This window comes from Paenibacillus sp. Dod16, assembly GCF_049893405.1.
Taxonomy (GTDB): Bacteria; Bacillota; Bacilli; order Paenibacillales; family Paenibacillaceae; genus Paenibacillus_AQ.
Map to the genome: position 1 here is coordinate 59,312 of NZ_JBNDYG010000036.1, position 24,198 is coordinate 83,509.

A 24,198-nucleotide genomic window follows, 5' to 3' on the forward strand; every position below is an offset into this window, starting at 1 on the left:
CTGAACGTTCACATAGTGTTCCATTTCAGTATGACTGCAATCACATGTACGGAGACAGGAGTTTCATATACTTGGGTTGTAAGAGTGAAATAGTTCACAAAGACGGGGTTTAGTCTAAGGAGGTTTGACTATGAGTTCATTCACGCTTCAGAGCCAGGTATCCGATATTGTTACATCCATCCCGCAAACGGCGGATTTATTCCGATCACTCCGGATTGATTTTTGTTGTGGAGGGCAGGTGCCACTGGAAGAAGCAGCTAAACAGCGTAATTTGGAACCTGCCGCCGTACTGGAGAAGGTTCAAACCCTGGAGAACAAGTTTGCCGATTATCAGGAAAGCCGTCCGGCTTCACTGAGGGAATCCGAACTGATTGAATACATCCAGCATAAACATCATGCCTTCTTGCGGGATGAATTACCTGCTTTAACGCCGTATGTGACGAAGTTGGCACGCGTTCATGGAGAGCATCATCCCGAGCTTCTCCGGGTGCAGGAGCTTTTCTCGGATCTGAAAAAAGAACTGCTGGAGCATACGAAGGATGAGGACGAGCATGTATTCCCGCTTATCTTGAAATTTGTTGCAGAGCCTAACCACCAAGCTGCAGCGGAGCTTAAGCCGCATGTGTCTGAGCTGGAAGATGAACATGCTCACGCCGGCAGATTGCTTCAAGAGCTCAGGGAAGTAACCGCTGATTTCGAACTTCCGTCGGATGCCTGCGGCACGTATCGGCTGGTCTATCAACGGTTGGCCATGCTTGAAAAGGACACCTTCGAGCATATCCATCTGGAAAACAACATCTTGTTTGAGCGGATTCGCGAAGCGGTATAACGTTGGTTAGAACCCCTTCTAAGCTGGGTGATGTATTGCTCGGATGACGATCGAACGTGTAAAATAACGCCCTAACAATAACGCCCTAACCTTAAGGTTAGGGCGTTATTGTTTTGTCATGATTAGCGTGCAGACTCCTTCCCCGGGAGGGAGAAGAGGTCAAATAAAATTCACTTAACTATTCCCTGTATTCAGTCGATAAATATATCAGTTGGAATTATTCGACACAGGAGGGTTCATATGGATTATTCGAAATTGGGAAAACAATTCATAGGCGGGGTATGGCGAGACGGTAAAAGCGGTAAAACGCTGCCTGACATCAATCCATATAATGATGAGGTCATTACGGCTTTTCAAATCGCGAGTGTTGCAGACATTGATGATGCCTATCAGGCTGCCTACCAAGCTAAGCTGGAATGGGACAAGGTTAACCCTTACCGTAAACGTGACATCCTTGAAAATGCGGTTAAATATATGGAGTCGCATGAGGAAGATATTACGTCCATTATTGTTCAGGAGCTGGGCGGAACGTGTCTGAAGGCGGCATTCGAGATCGGTCTTGTGAAAAATATGATTAAGGAAGCGGCAACGTTCCCCCTAAGAATGGAGGGAAAGATTTTACCATCCACTGAAGATGGCAAGGAGAACCGACTGTATCGGATCCCGGCTGGCGTGGTTGGGGTGATCAGTCCATTTAACTTTCCTTTCTTCTTGTCCATGAAGTCCGTCGCCCCGGCATTAGGTGCCGGCAACGGCGTCGTGCTGAAGCCGCATGAGGATTCGCCGATTACGGGTGGAACGCTGATCGGCAAGATTTTCGAAGAAGCAGGTGTACCGAAGGGCCTGTTGAATGTAGTGGTGACAGATATCAAGGAGATTGGCGATGCGTTCGTTGAGCATCCGATACCGAGAATCATTTCTTTCACGGGTTCGACTAAGGTTGGAAGCCATATTGGCCAGTTGGCCGTCAAGCACTTCAAAAAGCCGCTGCTGGAGCTCGGCGGGAACAGCGCGTTCATTATACTGGAAGATGCTGATATCGATTACGCGGTACAAGCGGCAACGTTCAGTAGATTCACGCATCAAGGCCAGATCTGTATGTCGGCCAACCGGATTCTTGTACAGAAGCCGATCTATCAGGAATTTGTAGATAAATATAAAGAGAAGGTCTCTACCCTTACAACAGGTGATCCGAGCGATCCGCAGACCATTATCGGGCCCGTCATCAACCATCGGCAGGCAGAAACACTGGAGAAGCTGATTGAGAAGGGCATAGATCAAGGTGCAGTTCCACTGGTGCGGGGTAAAATCACCGGCAGAATGGTGGAGCCTACCGTCCTCGTTAATGTCAAACCGGATATGGAGGTAGCGCAAGAGGAGTTGTTCGGCCCGGTTGTGTGCATCATCCCGTTCGAAACGGAAGAAGAAGGCATTGCAATTGCAAACGATACACGTTTTGGGCTCAGCGGTGCAATTCACACCTCCAATCTTGAACGCGGGGTAGAACTGGCGAAGAAGGTCCATACAGGTATGATCCATGTGAACGATGTCACGATCAACGACGAACCGATCGTAGCATTTGGCGGAGAGAAACAGTCGGGATTGGGTCGTCTGAATGGGGAATGGAGCTTGGATGAATTTACGACTATGAAGTGGATATCGGTTCATTACGGACAAAGGAAATTCCCGTATTAAGGGTTGGGGGAGATAGGCATGAATAATGTGACTGAAGAGCAAACACAGCATGAGCTGATCAGCGCCTTTGTAAAGGTAGCTCCATTGCTGAAAAGCCTTACGAATGATGACATCACGATTGGCATTTATGATACGGAGAAGCTTATCATCAACATTCCGGGAAGAACCTTTTCGCTGAATGTCAAGCCTGGGGACCCGCTAGTGGAGGGGGATATCGTAACCGATGCCATCCGCAATAATAAAGCTTTATCGGCTGTCGTTCCGAAAGAGCTGTTTGGATTTCCGCTAGCTGCACGCGCGATCCCGCTGCACGACGAACAAGGCAGGGTTATCGGCGGTGTAGGCATGGGGACAAGTCTTGAAAAAGCGAATGCGCTGTTTGAGATGGCCGAGAGTTTCTCGGCAATTGTTGAACAGACCACCGCGTCCATTGAAGATATCAGCCAATCAATTGCTCACCTTACCGAACGTGTAACTGATGTAACAAACCAAATGACGGACGTCAGCTCCAGCGCGCAGCAGATTGGGAAGATCTCCAGCGTTGTTAAGGAGATTTCGGATCAGAGCAACATGCTAGGGCTTAATGCTTCTATCGAAGCAGCAAGAGCTGGGGAAGTCGGAAGAGGCTTCTCGGTCGTTGCCGATGAGATTAGGAAGCTTGCGACAAGCTCCAAAGAGAACGTGGACCAGATTAATGGCATTACGAAGAATATTCAGGGGAATTTTTGCAGCGCTTAAATCATGCTTTTTCCGATATCCACACGCTAACCGATACCCAGTCAAGGGCGATTCAGGAATTCTCTGCAACGATCCATGAGATTAGTATCAAAGCAGAGGAGTTAGCGCAGGTAGCTGAAGAAAGCCTGTATGCAAAAGAAAACAAGCAATAGAAACTCAGAATACTCTGTGTAACTTAATTTTATACGGCAGATAGAGCAGAAAAGAGCAGAAATACACCTATGATGTATTTCTGCTTTTTATTAGATATGCTGTGGCAATGCACCATGATGCCGATGAGCTCAAAAGATATCCGGTTCATATCTAATGTTGATATGCTTTTTAAACTAATCGCTAGGGTATTTTCGCTTCGCTGCTTGGTTTATCATTATGTAATGGGTAATTTTGAAAGCGGTAACATTCGGCGTGTCAAAGATCCGTATAGCTCCACGAATCCATTTGAAGAAAGGTACAGTGAAGAGGATGACGAAGACAAGCAAAACCATATTGTTTCAAGGTGACTCCATAACGGACGGGAATTGGGGGCGCGACAACGATCCTAATCATATTCATGGACATGGCTTCGTATATCTTATTGCTGCTGAGCTGGGCTATGAACTAGCGGAAAGCCAGCCACAGTTCATCAATCGAGGAATCAGCGGCCATCGCGTCTCGGATTTGTACGCGCGTTGGAATGAAGATGCGATTAGCCTGCGACCTGACCTGATCAGTATGTTGGTTGGCGTTAACGACGCAGGCCGGATCATCGAAGGCTCGCCAAGCGGAGCTACCGACAGGTTCGAAAAAGCATATCGTCACATACTGGAGGAAACGAAAGAAGTGCTTCCACAGACGGGACTGGTGTTATGTGAGCCATTCGTACTGAAAACGGGCACCACCGTGCAACACTGGGACGAATGGCGTCAGCGGTTGAATGAATATAGCCTAGTTGTCCGGCAATTGGCTCAAGAGTTTGAAACGTTGTTTGTCCCCCTGCAAGAAGCGTTTGATCATGCGGCAGAACGAGTAGGCGCAGAGTATTGGATATGGGATGGCATTCATCCCACGACAGCCGGGCATCAATTGATTTCACGTGAATGGCTGAGGGTCGTGCAGAATAGTCCATTCGCTATAAGTTGAACAGATACATAAAGTGATCTCGCTCGAAAGTCCACAGATAATCAAATCAGTCATGTTCTCAGCTGCAACTCTTTCGCCGAAAGGCTGGAAGGGTTTTTCTTGCACTGAAGGGGCCTCGATTGTGGGTTGGCAGATCAATCTATAAATATATTTATACAACTAGTATAATAATCTAATTTGTCTTATTAAAAGACGGCTTGTAGAATAATCTCTGTAAACAGCCAACAAAAAAAGGAGGAAGTACAATGGAGAAAAGCATACTAATTGTCGTTACCAATCATTCAGATATACAAGACGGAAGAAAAACGGGCATCTGGTTAGCAGAATTCGCTGAAGCTTATATTGAGTTTATAAAGAAGGGCTATCAGGTTACAGTGGCGAGTCCGCTCGGCGGACAAAGTCCAGTAGATCCAAACAGCGTGAATGAGGATACCCCGAAAGAGATATGGGAAGCAGCAGTACATCTGGAAAACACGGTTCGTATCCGTGATGTTTCTGCCCATAATTTCGATGCTATTTTCCTGCCGGGTGGTCATGGAACGATGTATGACTTGCCGGACGAACAAATGCTGCATCAATTAGTCCGTAATTTTTATGAAGCTGGAAAAATAGTCGCTGCAGTGTGTCATGGACCTGCTGGATTGACAGGAGTCACATTATCGGATGGACAGCCCCTAGTTGCTGGAAAACGGGTGAATGCTTTCACAGACAGGGAAGAGGCGGAAACTGGACTTAGCGAAATTCTTCCTTTTCTACTTGAAAGCAAGCTTCGGGAATTGGGAGCCGTTTTCGTGGCGGCGCCTAACTGGACTACCCATCATGAAGTTGACGGGAGTTTGATAACAGGCCAGAATCCTCAGTCTACCCTGGCTGTAACCAAAGCTGTTATTGAAAAACTCGGATAAGGAGCACGGAGGCTGCTGTTTGTATAAAACAGTGGCCTCCATGCTTTTCTTTTGTGTAGAATGATTAGGAAGTCTATCATTGTAGTAAACAAACCGGTATCAAAAAAAGCGCAGCATGGACCGACATTGCGCTGATATTAGGGACACCACGATTGAGTCCATATGCAAAGGAGTAGGAATATAAATGGTGGATTTTGAATGGTACCGAAGCTTTATCAGTATCTATAAACATAGATCCGTATCGGAAGCCGCCAAAACTCGGTTAATGACCCAGCCCGCAATGAGCCAGCATCTTGCCGCATTGGAAGCCGAACTGGGTGAATCATTGTTTACAAGAACCTCTAGAAAGATGGTTCCCACCGAAAAAGGTAAAGAACTCTATACTCAAGTGGTTCCGTTGATCGAAGCCTTGGAAGAAGCAACGCAAACATTCATGATGAACACTTCTGTAACAGCTCCCGTCATCCGAATTGGGACAGCCCACGAATATTTTCGGGAGAAGCTAGCTCCCCATTTGGGGGAGTTCCCCTTTCGAATGATTGCTCATTTTGGCGTTGCCTCACATATTTTGGAGTTATTATTGGAAGAAAAGGTCGACATACTTATAACGTCCCAAAAAATATTGGCTCCCGGCATTGAATATATCCATTATGTTCAAGAAGAGTTTGTGCTGGTTGCACCCTATAATTTTAAAGAAATCGACTTCGAAGATCCCGACCGGTTCGAAGCCTGGCTGTGCGCTCAAGATTGGATCAGCTATGGCAGTGATTTACCGATCATACGCAGATTATGGAGAGAACACTTCAAGAAAAGACCACCTATGCAAATCATGCACGTTCTGCCGGACCTTCATTCCATATTAGCCGCCATAGAACACGGTTCGGGAATTAGTGTCCTCCCCACTTATATGCTGGAAAAATCAATACACAATCGTCAGGTAAAGATCATTTATCCTTCCTTCAAGGTAAGCAACGAGCTGTATCTGGCTTATCCTATCAAATTTCGAAACCTTCCTATAGTGAAAGCGATGATTGAAGCATTGCGAAAAAACTTTCTGAACCGCTGATTCGAAACGGAATCCAGTGGTTTTTTTGTTGTGTCCATGGAAATAATTGTTGACTATTACAAAATGCCATGCTATATTCTTTTCGTTATTAATCGTAATTATTACGATTAAAATTCTGGTCAAGCCAACTACCATAATTAGGAGTAGAGGGGAGTCCGAGAAACGTGATGAAGCAGATGATCGATTTTGTGAAATGCAATCCAACACAGAATATGACGATTCTAATTAACACGATGCTTCCACGTGATGAACATAAACGTATTGCTTCTAAAATTATGTCTTATGACAACGTTTATGCTGAACAAGTTGGTTTTATCGAGCCAACCATGAACCAGGAAGCTGATGCGTTTTTACAAATGGCAGGGGGTGAATTTTGCGGTAATGCTTGTATGGCCTTAGCCGCATTTCTGGCGAATGAACATGGTTTGGAACATTACGAAACGAATGAAATAAGGTTAGAGGTTTCAGGAGCAGAGCGACTAGTGACATGCCTGATAACCAAAAATAGGGAGGATTTTCAATGTCGTGTCGATATGCCGCTTCCTGAGAAGATTGAACAAACGGTACTTCATGATGATCGTTTCCCGATCGATATGGTTGTCGTCAAATACAAGGACTTTATTCATTTCGTGATTGAAGTAGAACGCATAGACACAGATATGAAGAACAACATGTTATCCTTGGCCAAACTCATCGGACCATTTCTAGACACAAGCATGCTTGGGATTCTGTTGTACAACAATATCACGAATCATCTAACACCGCTTATATACGTCCACGCATTGAATAGTGCGGTGTGGGAAAGAGGGTGCGGCTCCGGTACGGCTTCCATAGGCGCTTACTTAGCATGGAAGAATAAACGCAATATCGAAACCTATATCCATCAGCCCGGCGGGACGATGCTTGTAAAGGCACTCTATGAGCAGGACCGGCTGACCCGTCTGGAAATCGAAGGCTCTGTTGGAATCGTAGCACAAGGCACAGCGTTCATTGATACGGAAGTTAACCTATCTGCAGGGGAGGGTATTCATGAAGTTAGCAGAGTTTGAGAAATCATTAGATGATTATTTAACCAGGTTTGAGTACTTTGCTGACCGATTCGATTACACACCTCGTCACCGATCCGAGTTGGAGCGTTTAATTGACCAATACTCGGCGTTTATAACTGACGAAACCAACATCACAGTTTGGGATGAGCTGGAGCAACAAGGAATCGGCAGAACTAGCGGTCTTGTTGATGGACTGAGGAAAAGTTCAGCGCGCTGCGTCGCGATACTGGAGAAATATCGCGCGCTGAATTTGCAAAAGGGAGATACGGAGATCACCGATTATTTCAGGAATATCGAGGAATGCATCGAGAAAGAGTTCGGAAGTTTCCAGATTTCTTCTACATCGAAGGTATTGTTGGTTGGCTCTGGTTCATTCCCGATGACGGCACTATTGATCGCAAAGCGCACAGGAGCTGCGGTGGTCGGGATCGACATTGATGCTGAAGCTATTGAGCTTGGTCTGAAGGTTGTAGAGACATTGGGTCCGGAGCTGAAGATCCGATTGGAAAAGACATCGGTTGAATTCCTTGATGATTTAAATGAGATAACCCACATCATTTTCAGCTCAACGGTTGCAGAGAAGTACGAGCTGCTGGAGCGTTTATATCCGTTGACGAATGAGCAGGTTGTTGTAGCCATGAGGTATGGAAACCGATTGAAATCTTTATTCAACTATCCCCTGAAAGAGACGGATGAACTTAAATGGGGATTAGTGGATAACGTGCTGCGCCGAGACGATATATTTGACATCGCTTTATATCAAAAAATCCTGGCTTAGCAGACCTGTAATCGGAGTGAGGTGACTTATGAAAGAGATGAAGCATGTCCTGTTGTTGGGAACAGGCCCTGCAGCCTTGCAGCTGGCAGTGACTCTTAAAAAGGGGTTCCATTGTCGCCTGGGGATCGCCGGTCGTGAATCGGTTCGGTCTCTTGGATTCTTCGACGGCCTTGCGAGGAACGATCAAATGGTTTACGCGAGCATCCAAAATGAAAAGCATCGTTCCATGGAAGGCGAATGTCGCATTGACGATGTGTTTCAGGGTTTTGAGACCATAGAAGGCGAATGGGACACTTTATTTGTTGCGGTGACGACCGATGCGTATATGGAAGTCTTACAGCAGATGAATCATAACGTCCTGCGTAAGGTCAAATGTGTGGTGCTGATATCTCCAACTTTTGGTTCTAACAGCTTGATATCCGGTTTTATACGTCGACTGAATCCGGATGCGGAAGTCATTAGTTTTTCTACATATTATGGCGACACGAGGTGGGTGGATAACCAAGTTTCGAATCATGTCATCACGACGGGGGTTAAGAAAAAGGTCTATATCGGCTCTACGCGAGGGCACTCTGATCTTGTCGACAAGCTGAGCCGCCTGTATAAGGAGATGAATATTGAGCTAAGCGTCATGAGGACGCCGCTAGAGGCAGAGGCAAGAAATATTTCGTTATATGTTCATCCTGCTTTGTTCATGAATGATTTCTCGTTAAGCGCCATATTTGATGAGTCGGGTTCGCGCAAGTACGTCTACAAGCTTTTTCCTGAAGGCCCAATTACGCAAGATCTGATTCGCAGTATGTTGTCCCAGTGGAAAGAGATGATGAACATCTTAAACCAATTAGGGATGAAGGGCATCAATTTGCTGAAATTTATGACGGATGATAACTATCCGGTAAGAAACGAGAGTTTATCGCGCCAGGATATCGATAGCTTTGATCAATTACAAGCGATTCATCAGGAGTATCTATTGTATATACGTTACGCCTCCTTGTTAATTGACCCTTTTTCTCAGCCCGATGCAGATGGAAAGTACTTTGATTTCTCGGCTGTTCCGATTAGGAGTTTGTTTATCAATAAGGAAGGCTGCCTGGATATCCCCAGAATGCCTAAAGAAGACTATTATCGAATCAAGGTGATCCAGGGCATTGCCAGATTCTTGAAGGTGGATTGTCCGACCATCGATCAGTTCATCCAATCGTATGAGGACAAAATCGTAAATGTATCACTTGCTCACAAGGGCCGGTCGTTGTCCAATGCGTTTACGGTTCAGAGCTTCGAGGAAGATCTGGATCTGATATGCATGGAACTATCAAACGAATGAAAGAAACAATAAACAAGTGGATAGCAGGAGGAAAACTGTGAATAGAAAAAGTGTCAAGATATGGATGTTAATGATCTCCATCGCGCTTCTGGCAGGGTGCGGGGAGACAACGCAGGGAAGTAAGGCCGAATCAGCAATCAGGGATGAAATCATCTATGCGACAGCAAAAGATATTCATGATATGAATCCTCATTTATACACGGGATCCATGCCGGCTCAGGGTATGGTATATGAATCGCTGGTGGAGAACACAAAGGAAGGGATCAAGCCTTTGCTGGCGGAATCCTGGGACATTTCGGAAGATGGAACCACCTACACCTTTCATCTGAGGAAGGACGTGAAGTTTCATGACGGAGAACCATTTAATGCCGAAGCTGTCAAACTGAATATCGATGCCGTGCAGGATAATGCCGAGAAACACGCCTGGATTAAACTGTCGACCAAAATCAAGAACGTGAAGGTAGTGGATGCATACACCGTCCAATTGGTTTTAAGCGAAGCCTATTACCCTGCACTGGTCGAACTGTCCATGACGCGGCCGTATGTGTTTCTCTCACCCAAGGATTTCATTCAGGGGGAAACGAAGGATGGCGTTAATGGACACCACGGTACGGGTCCTTACCAGTTTACGGAACATAAAATCGACGAGTACGCTACCTTTACCGCCAACGAGGAGTATTGGGGAGGTCCGCCAAAAATCAAAAAAATCACGGCCAAGGTACTGCCTGCGGGCGAGACGACGTTTTTGGCCATGCAGAAAGGAGAGGTGAACTTCGTATTCACCGATGATCGGGGAGCAGACAGCATCGACGTGCAAGCGATGAATCAACTGGTTGACGCCGGAACATATCAACTGGTTCGCAGCGAAGCCATGAATACAAAAATGATGGTGGCGAACAGCAGCAAATCGGAAAGTCCGGTAAGCGAAACCGCGGTCCGTGAAGCGATCTGGCATACAATCGATCGGGAAACCATCAGTAAGGACATATTCGAGGGGACCGAGACCGAAGCGAACACGCTGTTCTCATCCAATGTGAATTATGCGGATGTCGAATTGAAGGAACGCGGCTATGATCCGGGAAGGGCTGAGCAAATGCTGGAAGAGGCAGGATGGAAGAAGGAGAGTGACGGCAAGGCCAGGATCAAAGCCGGTAAGGAGCTGGCCATGAAATTATATTATGACAGTAATTCATCATCACAAAAAACGCAGGCGGAATTCATCCAAAATGCGGTAAAAGGGATCGGAATCAAGCTGGATATCATCGGAGAAGAGTCGAGCTCCATCGCGAATCGAAGATCCACGGGGGATTATGAGTTATTGTTTAATCAAACCTGGGGTTTGGCGTATGACCCGCAGAGCACCATCTCTGCCTTCACTTCTGAAGCTTCTTATCTACATACAACCAAAGGAATCGCACAAGCGGATCATCTTTATGAGCATATTCAAGAAGTTATGGTATCCAAGGACGAGGAGACCCGCAAGTCGCTATACGCTGAAATTATGCGAACGGTTCACGATGAAGCGGTGTTTATCCCGATCTCGAGCGGGAGCGTCACGGTTCTTGCACCGAAGGACTTGAAAGGCATCACGTTCAAGCAAACCCAGTTTGAGCTTCCTTTTGAGCAAATGTATTTTGAATAGGACACGAACTTATTATTCGATAAGGAGTCATTATGGGAAGTTATATAGTAAAAAGGTTATTGTTGTCCGTTCCGATTCTGCTCATCATTTCGTTTTTGACCTTTCTGCTGATTAATCTGTCCCCCATGGATCCTGCCGAAGTGGTGCTCCGCGCCCAAGAAGTTCCGGAAATCACGGAAGAACTGATCGCACAGACGCGTGAAGAGCTAGGGCTGAATCAGCCGTTCTTGAAACAGTACGCCGATTGGGTGATGGCCTGCCTTCGATTGGGCTTTGGAGAATCCTACGTGACGGGACAGACGGTTTGGTCATTGATAAGCCCGGCATTTCTCAATACTTTAAAGCTGACCATGGTTTCGTCAACCATTATTATCATCATGTCCATTATCTTGGGGGTTGCTTGCGCATTAAACGAGGGCAGAATATGGGATCGGTCAGTGAGAGGAGTTTCCTTCTTTCTAACAGCGATGCCTTCATACTGGCTTGCATCGATTTTGATCTGGTATTTTTCCGTGCGTTTGGACCTGCTGCCAACCAGCGGAATGGATTCGTATCAAAGCTATATCCTTCCCGTGACGGTCATATCGGTGAGTTATGTCGGCATTTATTTCAGAAACGTAAGAAGCTCGATGTTGAATCACTTGCATGAAGACTATGTTGTTTACGGGAGAGCCTGCGGTTTGCCCGAGAAGAAGATTACTATGCGCATTCTGAGAAATTCGCTTCAGGTTGCCGTATCCATATTTTGCATGGCGATCCCCATTATTCTGGGCAGCACTGTCGTCATCGAGAATGTGTTTGCATGGCCCGGACTTGGGCGGCTGAGCGTGAAATCCATTCTGAGCAGGGACTTTCCGGTCATCCAGGCGTATGTTCTTATTCTGGCTGTCGCTTTCGTGTTATTTAACACTTTGTCTGACATGATCAATGCTGCACTGAATCCGAAACTAAGGAAGGAAATCTGATGAACGTACTTCGAAGTTTGAGTAGAGACAAGCTGGCCAGCCTGTCACTGGTCGCCATAGCTGCAATTGTCATCGTGGGCCTGTGTGCCCCTATATTCGCGCCCCACGATCCGAATCAAGTTGATATGAAGCTGCGTTATGCCGGGTCTTCCTGGGCGCATTGGTTCGGTAACGATCATCTGGGGAGATGTATCTTATCCCGGATAATTTATGGCATACGTCCCAGTATTTTATGGGTGTTGGCAGCTCTGTTGGCGTCGGTAGGAGTTGGCGGGATCGTTGGTTTCATTGCAGGTTACTTCAGAGGAAAAACGGACGCGATCCTGATGCGAATTTGCGATATCATGCTATCTTTTCCCGGTTATGTTATGACGCTGGCGGTTGTCGGCATCCTGGGCGCAGGCCTTGAGAACATCCTGATTGCTTTTGTTGCCATGAAATGGGCGTGGTTTGCCCGTGTCATCCGAACGTCGGTCCTGCAGTACGCGGAAATGGATTATGTGAAGTTTTCAAAAGCAGCCGGCATCAGCAATCGCAGGATCATATTGAAGCATATCGTTCCCATGACATTTTCGGATATTGCCGTCATTGCCAGCGGTTCGATGTGTTCCATGATTCTGCAGATCTCCGGATTGTCATTCTTAGGGCTTGGCATCAAGGCCCCCAATGCGGAATGGGGGATGATGCTGAATGAAGCGAGAGAGGTTATGTTCTCACGCCCCGAGCTCATGTTAGCGCCTGGCTTGGCTATTGTGATTGCCGTATCGGCTTTCAATTTTCTGGCAGATGGGCTTCAAGTCGCGCTTGATCCCAAAAGGATGAATTCCGGTAAGCAGCCGAGATCAACAGAGGTGGAGAAACCGACTTATGAATATGCTAGAGGTTAAGCATCTAAGGGTATGGGATGCGAACGAGGGAAAAGAGATTATTCATGACAGCTCCTTTCAATTAAAGGAGGGAACCTGTCTGGCGATTGTAGGGGAAAGCGGGAGCGGAAAATCCCTGACATGCAGGTCGATCATAAGGCTGCATAAACCCTGGATTCGCCAATCCGGGGAAATCATCTTCCAAGGAGAGCATTTAAATCATCTGTCGGAAAGGGACATGAGAAAAAGAAGGGGAAAGCACATCGGCATGATCATGCAGAACGGGATGGGAGCATTCGATCCCTCCAGTGTGGTCGGCGTTCATTTCCAAGAGACGTTGAAGGAGCATTTCGGCTGGAGCAAAGGCGAGGCTGAAGCCAGCATGAAAAAAGCGATGGAAAGCGTTATGCTTTCCCATCCGATGGAGATCATGAATAAGTTTCCTCACCAGTTATCCGGCGGGATGCTGCAGCGTTTAATGATCGCGCTCACGCTGGTGCTGGAACCCGCTGTCGTCATCGCCGATGAACCGACAACGGCGCTGGATACGATCTCGCAATTCGAGGTCGTGGAACAATTCATCCAGCTTCGCGAAAGGATGGGCGGCTCCATGATCTTTGTGTCGCATGACTTGGGTGTCGTGAAGAAGATTGCCGATGAAGTCCTGGTTATGAGAAACGGCGACATCGTGGAGAGCGGGAACGTTGAAGAGGTATTTACAGCACCACAGCACCCTTACACGCAATACTTGGTTTCCACGCGCCTTGAGCTCAGCCACCATTTCAATAAGATTATGAACGGGGGAGTGTAACGTGCTGAAAGTTGAGAACGTTCATAAATCCTACCGGGTCGGCGGCTTGTTTTCAGGGAAAAGGCAACGCATTCTGGAGGGTGTAAGCTTTGAATGCGGCAGTGGGGAATGCCTCGGCATCATCGGTGAAAGCGGTAGCGGCAAATCAACCCTGGGACGCATGATCTTGGGAATTGAGAAACCGGACCTTGGGCATGTCTTATTCGAAGGGAACCACGTCATATATCGCCATGTGCGATTTGGCAATATAAGCGCCGTATTTCAGGATTACACTTCGTCAATCAACCCATTCTTTACTGTGGAACAAGCGATCATGGAACCCTTAACGGCGCAGAGGTCATTGAATGATGATACGAGGGCCAAAATCGATCTGTTGCTGAATCAGGTCGGATTGGATGCTTCCTATAAAACGAAATATGCTCATGAGTTATCCGGTGGTGAGGCGCAGCGAGTATGCATTGCCAGAGCCATTGCCACGGAACCGAAGTGTATCGTACTCGACGAGGCGATTAGCTCTTTGGACGTATCCGTACAAATTCAAGTCCTTCGATTATTGAAGGAGCTCAAAGACATTTATAAGATGAGTTACATCTTCATCACGCATGATATACAAGCTGCCGCTTATCTTTGCGACAGGGTTCTGATATTCAAAAGCGGCAGGGTGGAGGAAACGGTTCGTGTAGAGGAATTAAAGCATGTTCAGTCGGATTATGCCAAAAAATTAATGGAGCATTTGATTACGTTCTAAGGATCAGTCGCAAGCAGGAGGAGAGAAATAGTGAGTGGAGCGATGTCTTGGCCATTTTTGCGTTTATATATACTGGCGCTGCTTTATTTCAGCGCGAATGCTTTACTCAATGTATTAATTCCGCTACAAGGAGCTGCTTGGGGAGCCAGCAGCTCAACCATCGGTCTTGTCATGGGAGCTTACATGTTCACGACGATGTTCTTTCGACCCTGGGCCGGACATTTGATTCAAAAGCACGGTCCGGTCAAGGTGCTGCGGCTGATCCTTTTGGTCAATGGCGCTGCCTTAATTCTGTATACATGTACAGGATTAGGAGGATATCTGGTTGCTCGAATATTGCAAGGGGTAGCAACGGCTTTTTTTTCGATGGCACTCCAGATCGGCATCATCGATGCACTGCCCGAGAAGGAACGTTCGCAAGGAATCTCGTTCTATTCATTGTTTTCCTATATTCCCGGCGTGATCGGCCCCGTTCTCGCATTAGGTCTCTGGCAGACCGGGGGGATGGATTCATTCACCGTCATTTTTGTAGCCATCGCAATCTGTACCGGTTTGTTTGGATACAGCGTCAAGATGGATAGAGAAGAGGGACCATCCGGACAATCGGCGAATCGTTCGGGCGTATTTCATTCCTTTGGACAAATCGTGAAGAATCCGTCCCTGTTCAAATGCAGCGTGTTAATGCTGTCGGCATCGATCGTATTTGGAGCCGTAACAACGTTTATGCCATTATACGGATCGCAGCTAAGCAGCGGCAGTGCCGGCATTTATTTGATGCTCCAGGCTGCGGTCGTTGTTGCTTCACGATTTCTTCTAAGAAAAAGAATTCCTTCGGATGGCAAATGGCATTCGTTTTTTATCATGGGTACTATGCTTCTACTAACCCTCGCTGCAGTTTGCATCAGCATTTCTTCAGAGCAGGGAGCAGCTTTTCTTTATACTGGCGCTATTCTCATGGGCATTACGCAGGCGCTCTTATACCCAACGTTAACTACTTATTTGTCCTTTGTTTTACCTTCATCCAACCGCAATGTGTTAATCGGGCTGTTTATTGCCATGGCTGACCTTGGCGTATCCATGGGCGGGGTTGTGATGGGGCCCATCGCGGATTATTTCTCATACTCCGTCATGTATATGATATGCGCTGTATTAAGCATGGCTATGGTAATTGTTGCGTACGAGCGAAGAGGAAGCTTGGTGGCTTCGAGCAACAACCTTGCCAAGGAGAGTGAAGGGGATGTGTAGCCGTTTAACAAGGTTCAAGGCGGTGACAGCCTGCTCTTGAAGTGTCAGTCTAGGTCCGTCGGAAGGTTCATATCATCTCTGCTCGTTGGTTGAGCAGAGATTTTTAATGAACATTGTCTCTTATCTGGCTAAGTGATAGATCGACTGAGCCATCTTCTATGATCCCTGTATGGGTGGGGAATAATGTAGAAGCTCATCCCAATGAGGCGTCGCTATGTTTGCGCGTATCTTCAAATGATCAAAAGCTTGCTGTAAAGCGGTCATCTCGTCTGCCGACACCGCCTTATCACTTAACAGGATTCTGCCAATCGGGCTTGAGAGCATCAGCTTCAGCAGGATGTAGAACAGCTTTCTTTTGCCCCGGGCAAATTGCTTCTGACCGGCAGGCGTAACCGTAAAGCCGTTTTTCTCTAACACTTGATGCCCCTCATCTACCGCATGGATGACCAGATTAAGAAGCTTTTTGTCTTTTGCGGCTCTGCGCAAATTACCGTTATATGAGGAAGCTATGGAATTCAAAGGCAAGATGATCACAAAATGACTTTTCAGCCACTCATCCATATTTGTAATGTAATTCCATTTATATTTAGTGTTAACCAAGGCTTCATCGATCAGTGTGCGCCATGACAGATCCTCTCCTAAACCACCGATCGTTAGGTTGGTTTTTGGGCCGTGCACGCTAATGATCCGGCCATTCTCCCTCCAGCCGGCAATCGACTGAAAAGCGAACGCAACCTGTTTCGCTACCGGACTATGGGTTTGCAAATACTTCTCCATTTCCCCAGGGCTTGCATTGTTGCCCATTATAACGATATGGCAGCTATGATTCGCCGCAAGGGCAGGCAGCACAGCCTCAAAATCCGGATATTTCATTACAACAAAAATAAGGTCATAAACATCGTCCGGCTGTAGTTCTCGGATGACCCTTACTTGATTAACCGTAGTTTGAAACTGAAAATAATGCCGAATGACATTGCCGTTCTTCTCCAGCTCCTCTGCTCGTCGTCCTCTTGCCAGCATCGTGACGTTGTGCCCTCCACGCACTAGCTCGTGGGCTAAATAACTGCCCAGAACCCCTGCGCCGTAAACCAATATTCTCATCGCGGGTCCCTCCATTTTGGGTTGAACGATTGGATCAAACCATGTTTGCTCAAGCGTTTATCCCTTGTCTCTTTAACAAAGTTTTTAAATATTATCTTCAAAATTTAAAAATCATAGCTTGATTCTATATGGACATCAACCAGGATGTCAACAAGTTTTTAAATATTGGATGTGAAATTTAAAAACTATTCGCATTATGTTAAACTACTTGTAGTGATGGACACGGGAAGTGAGTGAAGAGTGATGAATAAATTCGAAATCAGAACGCAGCAAAAGAAGGATGCGATCATTCATGCGGCATTAAAGCTTTTTAAAGAAAAAGGCTTCGTCCATGTTAGCATTAAGGACATTGCCGATGAATCCGGCGTATCGTCGGTATCGCTGTATAACTACTTCGGCAGCAAAGAAGGGGTGGTCAAGGAATGTGCGAATGTTCTGATGCAAAATACGATCCGAATGGCTGAGGAGCTTTTGCATCAAAATATCGACTTTAAGGATAAGATATCTCGGATTTTGGAGATCTGTGCAGATCAAGACTATCAATTGCTTGGTACACCGGGTGCCGTTGAGGATCAGGTGTTAGCGAGCTTATATAGTGAAAACACGAATCAAATTAGAATAGAGCTTATTCAGGAATTTATTGAGCTGGGGAACAAGGAAGGGGCGATTCATTCCTCTGTTTCGCTGGAGACCCTATTGGAATTATTAAGTGTCGTCGGGACGCTCCAAGCTTCCTGGGCCAGAGCCGGGAATTATAAAAACAAGATGGCGGAGCTTATCCAGCTACTCTTATATGGTTTCGTTGGACGCCGCTAAATAGTCAGATGGAAAGTGCCTTTCCGATTCCGGAAGGTTCTTTTTTGTTTTTTATTTTTAACTTTACTGAGAAGTTTGAGGGACAGCTTACGTTTATAGGTTGTATTAAATGAGCAGGGAAATGAGGTGAAACACATGACAGATGCGTCTTCCGAAACCGAGATCATTCGTCGTATCGTCGGAGGCGAAAAGCAATTATTTGCCGTTATCGTCGATCGTTACAAAATTAAAGTATACGGAATCATCCGCAGCATGGGGTTAAATCATCAGGATTCTCAGGACATTGCGCAGGAAGCATTTGTTAAAATCTACCGCAGCTTGGCGAATTATCGAGACGAAGGGCATTTTTCGGCCTGGGTATATAGAATCGTCGTTCATGCGGTGAAGGATCTTCAGCGCCGAAATCGAATCCGTTCTGCTTCAAATGAAGGGACCCATGAACTAAGCCACCAGCATACGCCTGAACAGTTTGTCCTTCAAAAAGAAATGCAGAGGGAATTATATCACCAGCTACAGGAATTGCCCTTTAAGTATCGATTGGTGCTCCTTCTCAAGTATACGAATGACCTGACATATGAAGAAATCTGCGAGATTACCGGATTAAATGCTGACCAAGTTCGAAATGCCATGCACAGAGGCAAAAAGAATCTCAAGAAACAAATCGAGAACAAGGGAGGGATATGGTTTGAAACCTATATTAAAGGCTAGTGACGAGGAGTATTGGAGCTCCAAAATATATGAGGAAGGACCGGACCCCGAATTTACTTCAAACGTGATGAAAGCATTAGAGAACATCGAAATGGACCCGAGGGGGCTTGGCGGAGGCTTGCAAAAGAAAGCCGCTTTCAAGCAGGTATTGCGGCGAATGGTGATGACCGGAGCTGCTGCCGTAATACTCATGGGCGGAGCGTATATGGTATGGCAGAATTCGCCTGACAGTACCTCTATGATCGGCGAGCATCGGTATCAAGGAAGTGACTCTTTATCCACCAACGGATATTGGTTATGGGATGAGGAATATGAAAGAGCTCGACGCTTTGATCTTCTTCAAATGCAGAACGTCAAAGTGGAAGATGGCGGATACTCGATGGAAATCATGGCCGTGTTGAAGGACCGTTCCCATATTGTTATCATCGCGAAGCAATTCGGACCAGATGGCCGTTCACTAAAAGACAGTGTGCGCGATCCGTTCTTGATTACGGACACGCAGGGACGCCAAGTTGCAATTCCCGGTAGGCATCTTCGCAACACGGATCCGGGAATACAGGATTATGTTTATGTATTCAATGGCACGGTTCCGGATCACATTGTTATCCAGGGTAAAGCAGTAGAAGTAGTAGCTGATCCAGAACAACAACCACAAGAACGTGTCCTGGTTAATTGGCCGCTGGAGTTGACGATGGATATGACAAATGCCAAATCTTTATCGGTATCTAAACCTTTAGAGGATACATATTCAACGCAGGATGGGCTCAATATGGACATGAAACAGCTTCTAGTTACACCAAACGGTATCCGCTTTGATATGTCGATATCCCTGGCTCCCCAGATGCTCGAACAGGTCCCATCGAACTGGCATAACGGCCTGGAGGTTTTGTATCATGTGAAGATTAAGGAAGGTAACCGGTATAAGACCATCGGATCCTATATTAAAAAAGTGGAATCGCAGCAAATGAATACTTCAAGCGGGACCCTGGAATGGTCCAATGAATTCGATTCGACCGTGATTCCTCCGGATTCCAGTCATGTGAGGGTGGTGGTCGACGGCTTGACCATGCGTTTCCTAAACGAAGGCGCCATTCAGCTTAACCCCAGAGAGCTGGATAAGAATCCCGCTGTGATGATGGATGGAGGAGACACCCTTACGTTTACAAAATCTTCGCTGCTGAAAGATCCTTCTACAGGAGAACAAATTGTTGCCCTGTACGCCAAGGGAAGGTTTATGAATCAGCCATTACTTGATGAATGGGTAGCAGTTGATAATAATGGGCAGGAATACAAGGTCCATATCGGTGGAGCTTATACGCAGGGGGAGCCAGTAACATCGGAATATTTGGAATTTGCGATTCCAGGTTTAACGAACATCCCGCCATCAATTACATTAAAACGAACCGTTATTGGCAAGAAGCGAGATTTCCAGTGGGCATTCGACTTGCCTGCCGTTTCGAATCTGCCTTGGTAAAGTTGCTGGGACCTCCGACCATGAGTTAACGAACAAACCCTAAAAAGGAATTTCGCCCCCCAAGGAGAACCATATATTACTTGGAGGAGGATGCATCTATGCCTAAAACCATACTTGTAGTCGATGATGATCCGGATATCATTGACATGCTTAAACTTTATCTGGACGCAGAGGGATATAAGACGCTCGAAGCTTTCGACGGGAAAACTGCCCTAGAGCATCTGCGAAGCAGGCACGTGGATCTCGCACTCTTCGATATCATGATGCCGCTCATCGACGGATTCCAGCTGCTCCGTATGATGCGGCAGGATTATAAAATCCCGGTTATTCTCATCTCGGCCAAAAATCAGGAGCTTGATAAAATAACCGGACTCAAGCTGGGGGCAGACGATTATGTGTCCAAGCCGTTCAGCCCGCTCGAAGTGATGGCGAGAATTCAGGCACAGTTAAGACGCTCCTGTGAGTTTAATGAGCCGTTGGAAGCTCCAGCGGTATCCGAAACCTGCGTTGGGGACTTGCAGCTGGATCACCGGGAATGCATGTTATACATCAAGGGAACGCCGATTTCGCTGAGTGCGATCGAGTACAAATTATTGAAGCTGTTCATGGGGGAGCCGGGGCGCGTATTTACGAAGAAGCAAATTTTTGAGCATGCCTGGGATGAACTTTATTTGGCTGACGATAATGCCGTGATGGTCCAAATCAGCAGGCTTCGCGACAAAATCGAGGCTTGTCCCAGGAAGCCTGTCTATATCAAAACCATTCGCGGTCTCGGTTACCGGTTTGCGAAGAAAGATGAGTTACAGCCATGAATTCACCTAATCGTCTGCAGCGTTCGCTGATTCGCCAATATATTTTTTTCTTTGTTACCATTGCGCTTATTGCCGCGTTTTCGCTATTTGTATTAAATGCGCTGATCATGGATTATTTTATGGAGGCTTCCGGACCGGTCAAGGCGGAGGCTGGAGTCATAGGCAGTCCAACAGCCGTGCCAGGCATGGACAGCGATCAGCATGAGAAGGTGTTTTATGGAATGGCACTGAAAACGCTGCTGCTGTTTCTCGCTTTGTTTGCAATTACCGTATATGTCTTCGGAAGATGGACGGCATCCCGGCTGACGACCCCGCTCCGATCGATTGCGGATGGTATCCGCAGCATTGCACGTGGACATTACCATGAAAGATTACATTTTCGAGCGAGCTATGAACTTGCGCAGATTCAGGATGATTTCAATGATATGGCTGCACGGCTCGAACGGATGGAGAGGGAAAAGCGAGAGCTTGCAGAGAGCAAGCAGCGAATGCTGATTGACATTTCCCATGACCTGAAGACACCGATGACCACCATTCAGGGCTATATCGAAGCGATGGGATTGGGGCTCGTTAATTCGGAAGAGAGAAGGCAAAAAATCCTGCGTTTGATTTCCGACAAAGCCAGCCTGATGTCGGAGCTGATCGACGGTATCTTCGAGCTGTCCAAGCTGGATAGTCCCGACTATCCTTTTGCCGTTGAGGCATCCGACATTACAGAATTCACAAGGGAAATTGCAGCCGAGTATTACGAGGTGTTCGACGAACAGAAGTTTCATTTCCATTACGATATTCCTGACAGTGAAATCATCGTACCATTCAACACGACCTGGTTAAATCGGGCGGTTTCCAATATCCTATCAAACGCTATTCAATACAATCCGCCCGGTACAGCTGTTGAACTGAAATTGGCAGCAACGGGGAAAGGAGTCGAAATTCACATTACAGACGATGGCATCGGAATCCCGGATGTGTTGAAGGAAAAGGTCTTCGATGCCTTTGTCCGCGGAGACCAAGCCCGAAAAAGCGATGGGGGGACGGGTCTGGGTCTTGCCATTGCCAAACAAGTGATTGAAAAACATGGGGGTAACATCAGGCTGATCACGAACGGGCATACGAAATTCATTCTTTTTCTTCCTAACGAATTGTAAGATTACTGAAAGATTCAGGAAAGCGGAGCGAAAGAGTTATCCGGTAACCTCAGAAGTAGAACCAACCACTTTAAGGGATACAGGAGGACTGGAGAGATTGGAAATACACAAAGAGAAAGAGAAAGAAAAAGGCGTTACTTTTTTTCGAAGAATCATGGCAAACCGGAAGCGTAGGGGGCCGTTATCCCCTGGATGGAAGGGGGCGTCGCTTGGGCTTGGCGCCACCGGCTTTATTCTAATTTTGATACAGGCCAACTATCTATTGACGGGGCATGGTGTCGGTAAATTCATCGTGGGCACATTCCTGTTTCTCTTTGCGGCTGCCCTTATAAGCGGCCTAGCATCAATGTTGCTGCACGGGGTCAAGAAACTACCAAGCCGTTATATTTGGATGTTGCTGTATTCCCTGATCATGTTTTTGTTCTGTTTTATTGTGCAGCCGGGCGTATCGGCAGTCTTCATCGTCTCTTTGGCCATTGTTTTATCTTTATTTGGTGCATTGGCTTATAAATTTGCAGCGGGAAGCTACAAGCAAGTGTCTAAAACCAGGAAAATCGGCTCGATGGCCTGTTTGTCCTTGATCACCATCGCGATCGGCGCGGGCAGTTTCTGGCTGATTCGTGCCGGAGATGATGCCGCTCCGGACATCACATTGAAACAGCTGAAAATCTCAACCCGATATGAAGACTCGATGATGAATAACCCGGCCGAACAAGGCACATATCCCGTCCAAAGCCTGTTATACGGAAATCCTGACAACTATCGGACAGAATTTAACCAAAGCGGTTCCCTAACCACCCAAACGGTGGATGCGTCCAGGTTTGTTGAGAAATGGTCGTCTTTGCGCACGAAGTCGCTTGGATTCGGACCCGAGGCCATGCCGTTAAACGGAAGAGTGTGGTATCCCGAAGGGGAGGGCACCTTTCCGCTTGTTTTGATTGTACATGGTAATCACTTAATGAATGATTATTCCGATCCGGGTTATGAATATCTCGGCAGGCTGCTCGCGAGCAAAGGGTATATATTTGTCTCCGTGGATGAAAATTTCCTCAATTTCTCCCCATATGAGGATCTATTCCTGATCAATCCGCTGCTAAAGGAAAACCCGGCAAGGGGTCTGCTGCTGCTGGAGCATTTGCAAACCTGGAAGGGCTGGAACAGCGATCCGGACAACCCGTTTTACCAAAAGGTCAATATGGAACGAATCGCCCTCATCGGTCATTCCCGAGGCGGCGAAGCGGTCGCGATCGCGGCAGCGTATAACAAGCTTAGCCGTCATCCGGACCATGGGGATATCAAGTTTGATTATAACTTCTCGATCCGCTCGCTCATTTCCATTGCGGGAACAGACGGGCAATATAAGCCGCAAGGCAAACCTTTGCCGCTGCAAGACGTAAATTATCTGGCTTTGCATGGAGCTCATGATATGGATGTCAACAGCCTGGACGGTGCGAAGCAATATCACCGGATTCGTTATACCAAGGGCACAAATTACATGAAATCGCTGATCTATATCTATGGAGCCAACCACGGCCAGTTTAACGGAGGCTGGGGCAGGGTTGGGGAACCAACTGTTTAACCTACGTCAAATTATGCCACGGGATGAGCAGGAAACCATCGCAAAAGTGTTCATATCTTCGTTCCTGGATGCCACGCTGAAGGACCAAAGGCAATACAGGGAGGTGTTCAAGGATTTGGGTTATGCCAAGGAATGGATTCCCGACAATCTGTATGTGGGCAATTATTACGATTCGCAGATGACTTTGATCGCCAATTTTCATGAAGACATCGATCTGCAGAGCACCACACTTACCGGCGGCAGCTTGCAGGGCGAGAACCTGCAGCAATGGAAGGAAGAAAAGGTTAAGACAAAATTAGGCGAAGCGGATTACAGCGCGGTTCGCTTAGGCTGGAATTCGGACGGTTCGTCCGAGCCTGCGTCCTATACGGTTACTTTGCCGGATAACGGGGTGGAAACAGGGAGGGATAGCTCGATCGTATTTTCGCTGGCAGATGCACGCAAAACAGAAGAAAGCGGCGACCCGAAAGAGCTTATCAATTTTACGATTACGGTTGAAGATAGGAAGGGCCATCAGGCAAGTCTTCCCCTCAGCCACATATCCAAGTTGCCGCCTGTTATTGAAGGTAAACTGCTGAAATGGCCATTTTCGAATGCAGGCAATACTTCAGAACCCGTATTTCAAAGCTATGATTTCCAGTTAGACGATTATCACAAAATGAATCCGGACTTCAACCCGCTGCAGTTGAGCAAGATTCGCATCGAGTTCAATCTAACCAAGCGGGGAAGCATTCTGCTTAGTGATGTAGGCATTCGATCATAACATGTATGGTCTGATAG

Annotated in this window: 20 protein-coding genes and 2 pseudogenes; 21 read left to right on the top strand and 1 reads right to left on the bottom strand. The window is 46.8% G+C overall.

From position 1 onward, the window contains the following. The first annotated feature begins 130 nt into the window (after positions 1–130). From ric to cntE, 15 genes and pseudogenes are all read left to right on the top strand, one after another. Complete coding sequence (ric, locus tag ACPV3A_RS24675) at positions 131–829, top strand: iron-sulfur cluster repair di-iron protein (RefSeq protein WP_220685431.1); 699 nt, start codon at positions 131–133, stop codon at positions 827–829. Between the two features lie 240 nt (positions 830–1,069). Continuing rightward, positions 1,070–2,524 carry an aldehyde dehydrogenase family protein gene (locus ACPV3A_RS24680; RefSeq protein ID WP_426201835.1) on the top strand — a complete coding sequence of 485 codons (1,455 nt, stop codon included), beginning with the start codon at positions 1,070–1,072 and terminating at the stop codon, positions 2,522–2,524. 18 nt (positions 2,525–2,542) lie between these two features. Next, positions 2,543–3,414: pseudogene (locus tag ACPV3A_RS24685) on the top strand (methyl-accepting chemotaxis protein). 310 nt (positions 3,415–3,724) lie between these two features. Continuing rightward, positions 3,725–4,381, top strand: a complete 657-nt coding sequence (locus tag ACPV3A_RS24690) for an SGNH/GDSL hydrolase family protein (protein WP_426201878.1) — start codon at positions 3,725–3,727, stop codon at positions 4,379–4,381. Positions 4,382–4,626: 245 nt separating this feature from the next. Next, on the top strand, positions 4,627–5,286 hold the full coding sequence (locus ACPV3A_RS24695; protein WP_426201837.1) for a type 1 glutamine amidotransferase domain-containing protein: 660 nt from the start codon (positions 4,627–4,629) through the stop codon (positions 5,284–5,286). A 184-nt stretch (positions 5,287–5,470) separates the two neighbouring features. Next, positions 5,471–6,352, top strand: coding sequence for a LysR family transcriptional regulator (locus ACPV3A_RS24700; RefSeq protein ID WP_426201839.1), 882 nt, complete (start codon positions 5,471–5,473; stop codon positions 6,350–6,352). 167 nt (positions 6,353–6,519) lie between these two features. Continuing rightward, on the top strand, positions 6,520–7,401 hold the full coding sequence (locus ACPV3A_RS24705; protein WP_426201880.1) for a diaminopimelate epimerase: 882 nt from the start codon (positions 6,520–6,522) through the stop codon (positions 7,399–7,401). Continuing rightward, entirely contained in the window at positions 7,382–8,179 is a 798-nt protein-coding gene (locus tag ACPV3A_RS24710) for an SAM-dependent methyltransferase (protein ID WP_426201841.1), read from the top strand. The genes ACPV3A_RS24705 and ACPV3A_RS24710 overlap by 20 nt, the downstream gene beginning before the upstream one ends. A 28-nt stretch (positions 8,180–8,207) precedes the next feature. Beyond that, entirely contained in the window at positions 8,208–9,503 is a 1,296-nt protein-coding gene (locus ACPV3A_RS24715; protein ID WP_426201843.1) for an opine metallophore biosynthesis dehydrogenase, read from the top strand. Between the two features lie 37 nt (positions 9,504–9,540). Beyond that, the gene (cntA, locus tag ACPV3A_RS24720; RefSeq protein ID WP_426201845.1) at positions 9,541–11,145 is read left to right on the top strand and encodes a staphylopine-dependent metal ABC transporter substrate-binding lipoprotein; all 1,605 of its coding nucleotides are present in this window, start codon (positions 9,541–9,543) and stop codon (positions 11,143–11,145) included. A gap of 32 nt (positions 11,146–11,177) precedes the next feature. Continuing rightward, on the top strand, positions 11,178–12,110 hold the full coding sequence (gene opp1B / locus ACPV3A_RS24725; protein ID WP_426201846.1) for a nickel/cobalt ABC transporter permease: 933 nt from the start codon (positions 11,178–11,180) through the stop codon (positions 12,108–12,110). Then, the gene (gene cntC / locus ACPV3A_RS24730; protein WP_426201848.1) at positions 12,110–12,997 is read left to right on the top strand and encodes a staphylopine uptake ABC transporter permease subunit CntC; all 888 of its coding nucleotides are present in this window, start codon (positions 12,110–12,112) and stop codon (positions 12,995–12,997) included. The genes opp1B and cntC overlap by 1 nt, the downstream gene beginning before the upstream one ends. Further along, on the top strand, positions 12,978–13,787 hold the full coding sequence (cntD, locus tag ACPV3A_RS24735) for a staphylopine uptake ABC transporter ATP-binding protein CntD (RefSeq protein ID WP_426201850.1): 810 nt from the start codon (positions 12,978–12,980) through the stop codon (positions 13,785–13,787). The genes cntC and cntD overlap by 20 nt, the downstream gene beginning before the upstream one ends. Position 13,788: 1 nt before the next feature. Next, a complete protein-coding gene (locus ACPV3A_RS24740; protein WP_426201852.1) occupies positions 13,789–14,535 on the top strand; it encodes an ABC transporter ATP-binding protein in 747 nt (248 codons plus the stop codon). A 30-nt stretch (positions 14,536–14,565) separates the two neighbouring features. After that, positions 14,566–15,780 (top strand): staphylopine family metallophore export MFS transporter CntE, encoded by a 1,215-nt coding sequence (gene cntE / locus ACPV3A_RS24745; protein WP_426201854.1) that lies wholly within the window; start codon positions 14,566–14,568, stop codon positions 15,778–15,780. A gap of 156 nt (positions 15,781–15,936) precedes the next feature. Here the strand turns inward: cntE and ACPV3A_RS24750 are convergent, their stop codons facing one another. Further along, positions 15,937–16,881, bottom strand: a complete 945-nt coding sequence (locus ACPV3A_RS24750) for a ketopantoate reductase family protein (RefSeq protein WP_339296445.1) — start codon at positions 16,879–16,881, stop codon at positions 15,937–15,939. Positions 16,882–17,124: 243 nt separating this feature from the next. Between ACPV3A_RS24750 and ACPV3A_RS24755 the strand changes: the two genes are divergently transcribed. The 6 genes and pseudogenes from ACPV3A_RS24755 (at position 17,125) to bahA (ending at position 24,181) form a co-directional block, all read left to right on the top strand. Then, on the top strand, positions 17,125–17,697 hold the full coding sequence (locus ACPV3A_RS24755) for a TetR/AcrR family transcriptional regulator (RefSeq protein WP_339296446.1): 573 nt from the start codon (positions 17,125–17,127) through the stop codon (positions 17,695–17,697). A gap of 135 nt (positions 17,698–17,832) precedes the next feature. Then, a complete protein-coding gene (locus ACPV3A_RS24760) occupies positions 17,833–18,405 on the top strand; it encodes an RNA polymerase sigma factor (RefSeq protein WP_426201856.1) in 573 nt (190 codons plus the stop codon). Further along, the gene (locus tag ACPV3A_RS24765; protein ID WP_426201858.1) at positions 18,383–19,879 is read left to right on the top strand and encodes a hypothetical protein; all 1,497 of its coding nucleotides are present in this window, start codon (positions 18,383–18,385) and stop codon (positions 19,877–19,879) included. Before ACPV3A_RS24760 ends, ACPV3A_RS24765 begins: the two co-directional genes overlap by 23 nt. Before the next feature lie 98 nt (positions 19,880–19,977). Continuing rightward, entirely contained in the window at positions 19,978–20,691 is a 714-nt protein-coding gene (locus ACPV3A_RS24770) for a response regulator transcription factor (RefSeq protein ID WP_194542473.1), read from the top strand. Next, entirely contained in the window at positions 20,688–21,839 is a 1,152-nt protein-coding gene (locus ACPV3A_RS24775; protein ID WP_426201860.1) for a HAMP domain-containing sensor histidine kinase, read from the top strand. Before ACPV3A_RS24770 ends, ACPV3A_RS24775 begins: the two co-directional genes overlap by 4 nt. Before the next feature lie 97 nt (positions 21,840–21,936). Then, positions 21,937–24,181, top strand: a pseudogene (gene bahA / locus ACPV3A_RS24780) (bacitracin amidohydrolase BahA). Positions 24,182–24,198: the final 17 nt, after the last annotated feature.

What these genes read in the sequence shown, in the direction of transcription:
- ric (WP_220685431.1), top strand. Translation starts at nt 131, where the DNA reads ATGAGTTCATTCACGCTTCAGAGCCAGGTATCCGATATTGTTACATCC.
- ACPV3A_RS24680 (WP_426201835.1), top strand. Translation starts at nt 1,070, where the DNA reads ATGGATTATTCGAAATTGGGAAAACAATTCATAGGCGGGGTATGGCGA.
- ACPV3A_RS24690 (WP_426201878.1), top strand. Translation starts at nt 3,725, where the DNA reads ATGACGAAGACAAGCAAAACCATATTGTTTCAAGGTGACTCCATAACG.
- ACPV3A_RS24695 (WP_426201837.1), top strand. Translation starts at nt 4,627, where the DNA reads ATGGAGAAAAGCATACTAATTGTCGTTACCAATCATTCAGATATACAA.
- ACPV3A_RS24700 (WP_426201839.1), top strand. Translation starts at nt 5,471, where the DNA reads ATGGTGGATTTTGAATGGTACCGAAGCTTTATCAGTATCTATAAACAT.
- ACPV3A_RS24705 (WP_426201880.1), top strand. Translation starts at nt 6,520, where the DNA reads ATGAAGCAGATGATCGATTTTGTGAAATGCAATCCAACACAGAATATG.
- ACPV3A_RS24710 (WP_426201841.1), top strand. Translation starts at nt 7,382, where the DNA reads ATGAAGTTAGCAGAGTTTGAGAAATCATTAGATGATTATTTAACCAGG.
- ACPV3A_RS24715 (WP_426201843.1), top strand. Translation starts at nt 8,208, where the DNA reads ATGAAAGAGATGAAGCATGTCCTGTTGTTGGGAACAGGCCCTGCAGCC.
- opp1B (WP_426201846.1), top strand. Translation starts at nt 11,178, where the DNA reads ATGGGAAGTTATATAGTAAAAAGGTTATTGTTGTCCGTTCCGATTCTG.
- cntC (WP_426201848.1), top strand. Translation starts at nt 12,110, where the DNA reads ATGAACGTACTTCGAAGTTTGAGTAGAGACAAGCTGGCCAGCCTGTCA.
- cntD (WP_426201850.1), top strand. Translation starts at nt 12,978, where the DNA reads ATGAATATGCTAGAGGTTAAGCATCTAAGGGTATGGGATGCGAACGAG.
- ACPV3A_RS24750 (WP_339296445.1), bottom strand. Translation starts at nt 16,881, where the DNA reads ATGAGAATATTGGTTTACGGCGCAGGGGTTCTGGGCAGTTATTTAGCC.
- ACPV3A_RS24755 (WP_339296446.1), top strand. Translation starts at nt 17,125, where the DNA reads ATGAATAAATTCGAAATCAGAACGCAGCAAAAGAAGGATGCGATCATT.
- ACPV3A_RS24760 (WP_426201856.1), top strand. Translation starts at nt 17,833, where the DNA reads ATGACAGATGCGTCTTCCGAAACCGAGATCATTCGTCGTATCGTCGGA.
- ACPV3A_RS24770 (WP_194542473.1), top strand. Translation starts at nt 19,978, where the DNA reads ATGCCTAAAACCATACTTGTAGTCGATGATGATCCGGATATCATTGAC.
- ACPV3A_RS24775 (WP_426201860.1), top strand. Translation starts at nt 20,688, where the DNA reads ATGAATTCACCTAATCGTCTGCAGCGTTCGCTGATTCGCCAATATATT.